The sequence below is a fragment of the Methanoregula sp. genome, from assembly GCF_035543475.1.
Classification (GTDB): Archaea; Halobacteriota; Methanomicrobia; order Methanomicrobiales; family Methanospirillaceae; genus Methanoregula.
Genome location: NZ_DATKKA010000018.1, coordinates 1 through 7,424, shown reverse-complemented (window position 1 = coordinate 7,424; position 7,424 = coordinate 1). Strand labels below are relative to the sequence as shown.

12 protein-coding genes are annotated in these 7,424 nt (G+C 57.3%); 11 read left to right on the top strand and 1 reads right to left on the bottom strand.

Annotated elements, in window-relative coordinates; genetic code table 11:
- The 11 genes from VMS83_RS06245 to VMS83_RS06195 all read left to right on the top strand — a co-directional run.
- A partial coding sequence (locus VMS83_RS06245) for a 50S ribosomal protein L19e (RefSeq protein ID WP_325410938.1) occupies nt 1–114 on the top strand: 114 nt, incomplete at its 5' end.
- A 1-nt stretch (nt 115) separates the two neighbouring features.
- The gene (locus tag VMS83_RS06240; protein WP_325410936.1) at nt 116–640 is read left to right on the top strand and encodes a 50S ribosomal protein L18; all 525 of its coding nucleotides are present in this window, start codon (nt 116–118) and stop codon (nt 638–640) included.
- Nucleotides 641–1,258 (top strand): 30S ribosomal protein S5, encoded by a 618-nt coding sequence (locus VMS83_RS06235; protein ID WP_325410934.1) that lies wholly within the window; start codon nt 641–643, stop codon nt 1,256–1,258.
- Nucleotides 1,259–1,720, top strand: coding sequence for a 50S ribosomal protein L30 (locus tag VMS83_RS06230; protein WP_325410932.1), 462 nt, complete (start codon nt 1,259–1,261; stop codon nt 1,718–1,720).
- Between the two features lie 4 nt (nt 1,721–1,724).
- Nucleotides 1,725–2,153: an uL15m family ribosomal protein gene (locus tag VMS83_RS06225; protein ID WP_325410930.1), complete on the top strand. Its 429-nt coding sequence runs from the start codon at nt 1,725–1,727 to the stop codon at nt 2,151–2,153.
- Nucleotides 2,154–2,177: 24 nt separating this feature from the next.
- On the top strand, nt 2,178–3,611 hold the full coding sequence (secY, locus tag VMS83_RS06220) for a preprotein translocase subunit SecY (protein ID WP_325410928.1): 1,434 nt from the start codon (nt 2,178–2,180) through the stop codon (nt 3,609–3,611).
- A 19-nt stretch (nt 3,612–3,630) separates the two neighbouring features.
- Complete coding sequence (locus tag VMS83_RS06215) at nt 3,631–4,203, top strand: adenylate kinase (protein ID WP_325410926.1); 573 nt, start codon at nt 3,631–3,633, stop codon at nt 4,201–4,203.
- Nucleotides 4,204–4,222: 19 nt separating this feature from the next.
- On the top strand, nt 4,223–4,834 hold the full coding sequence (locus VMS83_RS06210; RefSeq protein ID WP_325410924.1) for a DUF106 domain-containing protein: 612 nt from the start codon (nt 4,223–4,225) through the stop codon (nt 4,832–4,834).
- Nucleotides 4,834–5,379, top strand: a complete 546-nt coding sequence (gene cmk / locus VMS83_RS06205; protein WP_325410922.1) for a (d)CMP kinase — start codon at nt 4,834–4,836, stop codon at nt 5,377–5,379. The genes VMS83_RS06210 and cmk overlap by 1 nt, the downstream gene beginning before the upstream one ends.
- An 83-nt stretch (nt 5,380–5,462) precedes the next feature.
- Nucleotides 5,463–5,888 carry a GNAT family N-acetyltransferase gene (locus VMS83_RS06200; protein ID WP_325410920.1) on the top strand — a complete coding sequence of 142 codons (426 nt, stop codon included), beginning with the start codon at nt 5,463–5,465 and terminating at the stop codon, nt 5,886–5,888.
- The gene (locus VMS83_RS06195) at nt 5,888–6,775 is read left to right on the top strand and encodes a DUF2156 domain-containing protein (RefSeq protein WP_325410918.1); all 888 of its coding nucleotides are present in this window, start codon (nt 5,888–5,890) and stop codon (nt 6,773–6,775) included. Before VMS83_RS06200 ends, VMS83_RS06195 begins: the two co-directional genes overlap by 1 nt.
- Nucleotides 6,776–6,893: 118 nt before the next feature.
- Here VMS83_RS06195 and VMS83_RS06190 read toward each other — a convergent pair.
- Nucleotides 6,894–7,424 (bottom strand): MarC family protein (locus VMS83_RS06190; protein ID WP_325410916.1); only part of this gene is annotated, 531 nt, incomplete at its 5' end.

Genomic DNA, 7,424 nt, shown 5'->3' with positions numbered 1-7,424 from the left:
ACCGTCGATCGGCACCTGTACCGGGTTCTCTACCGGAAGGCAGCCGGCGGACAGTTCCGGAGTGTCGCACACATGAAAGCACAGATGGAGATCATTGCCGGGAGGCTGAAGTAACATGGCGACAGGACCACGGTATTTAGTCGCTTTCCGCAGGCGGAGAGAAGGCAGAACCGATTATTACCAGAGAACCAAGCTCGTTGTTGCCGACGCACCCCGCATGGTCGTACGCAGGACGAACCGGCATATTATCGTCCAACTGGTCAACGCCGAGATGGATGGGGACAAGACGCTGGTATCGGCCAACTCAGCCGAGCTCGAAAAGTACGGATACACCGGGGCAACTGCAAACACACCTGCAGCATACCTGACCGGTATGCTCTTTGCCGCAAAGGCAAAGAAGGCAGGGCAGGACCGCGCCATTCTCGATATCGGACTCAACCGGGCTACCCCGGGAGCGCGGGTCTTTGCTGCGCTCAAGGGCGCAGTGGATGCAGGCCTTGAGATCCCCCACGGCGAGAGTATCATCCCCTCCGAGGACAGGCTCAAGGGAGAGCACATCGCAGCCTACAACAAGAAGGCCGGCGATATCGTCAAGAATGTCGAGCAGGTGGCAGCCGCCATAAAGAAGGAGCTGGTGTAAATGGCATACGAAAAGGCAGAATGGCGCCCGGTCACCGGTCTTGGCAAGCAGGTCGCCTCCGGGGAGATCAAGAGCATTGATCAGGTCCTCGAGAGCGGCCGGCCGATCAAGGAACCCGAGATCGTGGATATGTTCCTCCCGGACCTTGAAGACGAGGTTCTTGATATCGCCATGATGCAGAGAATGACCGACTCGGGCCGCCGTGTCCAGTTCCGTGCCGTTGTGATCGTCGGCAACCGGAACGGGTACATCGGCTTTGGTCAGGGAAAGGACGTTCAGGTCGGTGACGCAATCAAGAAGGCGATCACCAAGGCAAAGATGAACCTGGTCAAGGTGCGCCGCGGGTGCGGCAGCTGGGAATGCGGGTGCGACGTCATGCACTCGATCCCGATGCAGGTGGAAGGGACCGCAGGCAGCGTCCGGGTCACCCTCAAGCCCGCACCACAGGGTATCGGCCTTGTTACCGGTGATATCAGCAAGAAAGTGCTGGAGCTCGCCGGGATTAAGGATGCATGGACGTTTGCGCGCGGACAGACCCGTACAACGATCAACTTCGCCAAGGCAACGTTCAACGCGTTAAAGGAAACGAACATGATCCGGACAGGAGGGTCGGAGTAAATGTACGCAGTCGTACAGGTCCGCGGCGTGGTCAACACCCGCAAGGACATCAAGGACACCTTAAAGATGCTCCGTCTCCACCACATCAACCACTGCGTGCTCGTACCGGACACTCCCGAGAACCTCGGGATGATCCGCAAGGTCAAGGATTATGTCGCCTATGGCGAAGTGGACGCAGCAACTCTCGAGACCCTGCTTGCCACCCGTGGCCGTGTTATCGGCGATGGGCCCCTGACAGACGACTACATCAAATCCAACTCGACCTATGCGAGCATCATCGAGTTCGCGCAGGCACTGGCGAAGGGCGAATCAAAACTCCGCGACATCCCGGGTCTCAAGCCGGTCCTCCGGCTTCACCCGCCCCGCAAAGGTTACAAAACCACCAAGCGTACATTCGTACAGGGTGGAGCGCTTGGCTATTATGGTCAGGAGATCAATACTCTCCTCTACAAGATGAGGTGAAGAGATGCCAACCAACAAACGTTCAAAATACCGCGGATCGCGGACATGCGGCGGCGGTACCCACAAGAACCGACGGGGTGCAGGCAACCGTGGCGGAAGGGGCCGTGCAGGCATCAACGCCCACCACTTTGTCAAGTGGTACATGGAGATGGGAGGGCCGGTCTTTGGTAAGAACGGGTTCTTCCACAACCCTGCCGTCACCGTTTCCACGATGGATGTCGGAATCATCGATCAGATTGTCCCCTCGCTTCTTGCCCAGGGAATCGCCAAGCAGGAAGGGGATGCGGTAACCCTCAACGCCGCCGATCTCGGTATCGAGAAGGTGCTGGGCAGCGGTCAGGTCACCCGGAAACTCAACATCTCCGCAGCGGCGTTCTCTGAACAGGCCAAGGCAAAGATCGAGAAGACTGGTGGAAAGGCGCAGGTCGTCTGATCCACCTGATTTTTTGGTGAAATAATGGGAGACCTGCTGGATCGAATGGAACCCCTTCTTGCTGCGATGCCCGCAGTCAAGAGCCCGGAGGGGCATGTCCACTTCAAAAACAAGCTGTTGTGGACACTGGGAATTTTAATTCTGTATTTTGCGCTCACGAATATCCCGGTATTCGGCCTGAGTTCCGGTGGACAGGATGTATTCAATTATTACCGGGCCCTGCTCGGCGGGGCGTACGGATCAATCGTTCACCTCGGTATCGGGCCCATTGTCACGGCCTCCATCGTCCTCCAGCTCCTGAAAGGTGCCGATATCCTGCATATCGACACCAGCGAGGCCCGTGGACAGGTCATGTACATGGGGCTCCAGAAGATCCTCATCATCGTCATGATCGTGATTGAGGCGGCCCCCAACATCATCGGCGGCTTCATGCAGCCCGATCCCGCCGTCGCAGCACAGTTCTTCGGCGGCAACCTCTTTGCGGTCTCACTCTTAATCTTTGTTCAGATCTGTATCGGCGGTGTGCTGATATTTCTCATGGATGAAGTGGTTACCAAGTGGGGTATCGGTTCCGGTGTCGGACTCTTCATTATTGCCGGTATCTCCCAGGCCCTCGTCAACGGGTTTATCAACTGGACGGCGGTCAGCGATCCCTACCCGATCGGGTTCTTCCCGCGCCTGTTTGCGGTCGTGCTTGACGGTGCGAATTTCATCCAGTACTTCGGGACCAACCTGCTCGCCTTTGCGACGACCATCATCATCTTCCTCATCATCGTCTACGTGGAATCGACCCGCATCGAGATCCCTCTTGCCCACGCCCAGGTAAGGGGTGCGCGGGCCCGGTTCCCGGTCAAACTGATCTATGCCAGTGTCCTTCCGATGATTCTGGTGCGGGTGCTTCAGGCCAATATCCAGATGGTAGGGATGTTCCTCTCGAACGTCGGCATCACGATCCTGGGCAAATTCACCGGGCAGACTCCCCAGAACGGTCTGATGTACTTCCTTGCGCCCATCAACGGCCCCACAGACTGGATGTGGTGGGCAACCGACCTCGGGCACGCTCCCTGGGAGGTTCTCCTCAGGATGGGCATTGATATTACGTTCATGGTGGTCGGCGGTGCAATCTTCGCACTCTTCTGGATCAAGACCGCTGGTCTTGATTCAAAGGACGTGGCACGCCAGATCCAGATGTCCGGCATGTCGATCCCCGGCTACCGGAGAAATCCGCAGGTGCTGGAGAAATATCTCGACCGGTACATCCCCCGTGTCACCATCATCGGCGGGGTGTTCATCGGTATCCTGAGTGTGGTGGCAAACCTCTTCGGTGTCATCGGGGCGGTGAGCGGTACAGGTTTGCTCCTGACCGTGAGTATCACGTACCGGTTGTACGAGGAGATTGCAAGCCAGCAGATCATGGAGATGTATCCGTTCATGCGGACGTTCTTTGGCAAAGAATGATTGATTGAAGGGAAGAGGAATGGCAGGGAAAAAGGTCATTATCACGGGTGTGCCCGGGGTCGGCAAGACCACGGTCATCAACGAGGCGTTAGCCAAGCTCAAAAGCGAAGGGGTGGAATACCAGCCCATCAATTTTGGCTCTTTCATGTTTGAAGTGGCCAAGAACGAGGGGCTCGTGGAGAACCGCGACCAGATGCGTACGCTTGACCGGGCCGATCAGAAACGGCTCCAGCAGCATGCCGCACAGGCAATCGCCCGGATCGAAGGCAACGTGATGATTGACACGCATGCATCGGTCAAGACTCCCAAGGGCTACCTCGCCGGGCTCCCCGAATGGGTGCTCCGCGAGATTATGCCAGACGTTATTATCCTCGTTGAAACCGATGATGACCAAATCCTCATGCGGCGATTGACCGATGAGACGAGAAGCCGGGACAGAGAAGGTGCGCGCTCGATTGCCGAACACCAGCAGTTCAACCGGTCTATCGCCGCAGCCTATGCCATGATGACCGGCTGTACCATCCGGATCATCACCAATGCCGATCACCTGCTGGACCTCGCCGCCACGGAGATGGCGGACGTCCTGAGATAAGTCCGGACCGGAGGCTTGCATGGACTTTGGAAAATTCTGGGAAAAGTACGGGCTGTACGTTGCGCTGCTCTTCATGTTTGTCATGATGTGGACCTACACGGTCCCGTGGCTGCGCACGGATGTCGGGCGGGGTATCGACGGGGTATTTGCCCCGCTCGTTACCGAGTTCGGGATCCCGTTTTTCATCCTGATCGTGATACTCTCGGCCCTGACCGGCCTGTACTCGTCCATCATCCAGAAGTACACCATTGATTACGAACGGATGACGGAAGTCCAGGACCGGATGAAGGACTTCCAGAAAGAGTACCGGGAGGCCATGCTCTCCCAGGATGAGAAGCGTATCAAGAAACTGGACGTGAAAAAGGACCGTATGATGCGCGAGCAGCTTGAACTCTCCCAGCAGCAGTTCAAACCCATGGGCTATATCCTCGTGCTCACCGTCCCCATCTTCTTCTGGCTCCTCTACCGCTTGAGCGAGATCAACAACTCGATCACCCTCCCGTATTACGGGACCCTGAACCTGACCGCACCCCTCATCTGGGTCATTCCTGTCTGGATGGTGTGGTACATGATCTGTTCTATCACGATCAGCCAGGTGATCCGGAAAGCCCTCAACATCGGGGGGATCTGATGCGGATCACCGTGAGTGGGCTTCCCGGCAGCGGGACCACCTCGCTCTCACGGTATCTTTCCGAACGCCACGGCTTTACCATGATCTCGGCCGGTGAGGTCTTCCGCCAGTGTGCCAAAGAGCACCACATGGAACTCGCCGAGTTCGGCCGGCTTGCCGAGAAGGACCCGGCGTACGACAAGATGATCGATGCGCGGCAGAAGGAGATCGCGGAGGAAAAAGACAACATCATCGTCGAAGGCCGGCTCTCGGGCTGGATGGTGGAGAAGGCGGACATCAGGATCTGGCTCTTTGCACCCATCGCCTGCCGGCTGGAACGGATTGTCTTCCGCGACCAGATCGCCGATGTGGAGACGGCAAAGGCGATCACTCTCGAGCGCGAGCACTGCGAGGCAGTGCGGTACCAGCAGTACTATGATATCGATATCGACGACCTCTCCATCTACCACCTCATCCTCAATTCGGAACACTGGGGGATAAACGAGCTTGGGGCAATCGTGGATACGGCCGTGGCCCAGTTAAAAGTAAACAAGAACGGGGCCTGATCCCACCGGTTACCGGTGTGCCGGTACAATAATGCTTAACCGTTTTTCCCGCATTCTTTTCTCACAAGGGATGGTTGCCACCCATGACCTCTGAAGGTATCCGTGTCTCCTGCGTCCGTTCGTGGGGCACGGAAGATATCGTTGCACTCTACCGCGCCGGCGGCTGGTGGAAGGACGAATATGACCCGGCGGAGATCCCCCGGCTCATCAACGGGAGTTTTGCTTTCGCCGTTGCCGTTGATACCACGTGTGGTCGTGCTGTCGGGATGGGCAGGGCTCTTTCTGACGGTATTTCGGATGCCTATATTCAGGATCTCGTGGTACTTCCGGAATACCGGGGACGCGATCTCGGGACGGCGCTTGTCTCCTGCCTGATCGCACAGTGCCGGGATGCCGGGATCACCTGGATCGCCCTGATCGCCGAACCCGGGTCAGAAGCATTCTACCGCCCCCTCGGATTTGCCCGGATGGAGGGCCATATTCCCCTGATCTACCGGGGTGAACCCTGATGCTCTCGCAGGAGGACTTCCGGCCGGTAACGCTCGAAGACCGGGCGTTCTTCGAGCAGCATTACGCGCGGTATCCCCAGAGCCACAGCGACAATACCTTCACGAACATGGTCTGCTGGAACCAGATCGCGCAGTACCGGTACGCGTACGTGAACGGGAACGTGATCCTGGCGAGCACAATCTTCGGGGAGACCAGTTTCCGCCCGCCCATCGGTCCCCGCGACCCCGCGCTCATGAAGGACCTGATCCGTTTTGCCGGGGTGTATGGCGGGGCCACTCCGATCGTCCTCATCGATCCTGCAACCGCGGAATGGATACGGGAACTTGATCCATCCCTTGTCCTTGTCCCGGACCGGAATCACTTCGAATATGTGTACCGGGCAGCCGATCTTACCGAGCTGCCCGGGAAAAATTACCTCAAGATCCGCAGCCAGATCAACAAATTCCGGAAGAACTGCGCTCACACCGTGGAACCGATCACGGCTGACAACCGGGCAGAGGTCATGGAGTTCCTGGTGAAATGGTGCGAATGGAAGGGGTGTGAAAACGATCTGGTTCTCGCCCACGAGAAGGAGGCGGTCTTTTACGCGATCGAGCACTTCAATGAACTCTCATTACGGGGGCTGATGATCCGGGTCGAGGGACAGGTGGCCGCCATCTCGCTCTTCGAGAGACTCAATTCAGATACGGCGCTGGTCCATTTCGAGAAGGGCCTCCCTGACTGCGAGGGAATCTATAAGGCCATCAACCAGGAAACCGCAGCGGTCCTTGTCCGGGAAGTGGAGTACATCAACCGGGAGAGCGATCTCGGAGTGGCCGGCCTCCGCGAGGCAAAACTGCGGTACCACCCTGATCACATGATCGAGGTCTGGTCGCTCAGGCGATGAAACCCCGGTCGTAGTGTGTCTTTTTTCGCGAAGTAACTCCCGGAGCAATAACTGGTGAATTCCGGCATTGGAATCTCCCACAGGGTCTCCCTAAAAAAGGATGGTCTGCCTGTTCTTTTCAGATATGGATGGGCAGGCCCAGTGTCCCGATGATCCCGGAGAAGATGATCTTGACCGCGATGCCGGCGACAAGCATCCCCAGCACCCGCCCCATGATATCGGTGATCACGGTACCGAGAATATTCTGGATCGCAGACGAGAAGTACAGGATGATCCAGGTGGCCGCAAGGCAGAGGGTGATGGCAAGGAAGGGGATGAGGAAACCGTAATCATTGGAAAGAAGCATCACCGTGGTAATGGCACCTGGTCCGCAGAGGATCGGGGTTCCGATCACCACGCCAGCTGCGGTCGGGGTATGGTCCTTGGACTTGCAGAGATCGATACCCAGTGCCATCTCCATACCGAGGAGGAAGAGAAGGATACCCCCGGCGATCTGGAATGTGGAGAGCGTCAGGCCGAGGATGGAGAAGATCGTGGTGTTGAAGATGAGGAAGATATACATCAGGATGCCGGCAACGGCTACCGCAATGAACGCCTGTTTGTGAATCTCAGTTGATGACTGCCCTTTGGTCATCCCCGCAAAGATCGG

Coding starts and splice junctions, on each gene's coding strand:
- VMS83_RS06240 (WP_325410936.1), top strand. CDS start 116: ATGGCGACAGGACCACGGTATTTAGTCGCTTTCCGCAGGCGGAGAGAA.
- VMS83_RS06235 (WP_325410934.1), top strand. CDS start 641: ATGGCATACGAAAAGGCAGAATGGCGCCCGGTCACCGGTCTTGGCAAG.
- VMS83_RS06230 (WP_325410932.1), top strand. CDS start 1,259: ATGTACGCAGTCGTACAGGTCCGCGGCGTGGTCAACACCCGCAAGGAC.
- VMS83_RS06225 (WP_325410930.1), top strand. CDS start 1,725: ATGCCAACCAACAAACGTTCAAAATACCGCGGATCGCGGACATGCGGC.
- secY (WP_325410928.1), top strand. CDS start 2,178: ATGGGAGACCTGCTGGATCGAATGGAACCCCTTCTTGCTGCGATGCCC.
- VMS83_RS06215 (WP_325410926.1), top strand. CDS start 3,631: ATGGCAGGGAAAAAGGTCATTATCACGGGTGTGCCCGGGGTCGGCAAG.
- VMS83_RS06210 (WP_325410924.1), top strand. CDS start 4,223: ATGGACTTTGGAAAATTCTGGGAAAAGTACGGGCTGTACGTTGCGCTG.
- cmk (WP_325410922.1), top strand. CDS start 4,834: ATGCGGATCACCGTGAGTGGGCTTCCCGGCAGCGGGACCACCTCGCTC.
- VMS83_RS06200 (WP_325410920.1), top strand. CDS start 5,463: ATGACCTCTGAAGGTATCCGTGTCTCCTGCGTCCGTTCGTGGGGCACG.
- VMS83_RS06195 (WP_325410918.1), top strand. CDS start 5,888: ATGCTCTCGCAGGAGGACTTCCGGCCGGTAACGCTCGAAGACCGGGCG.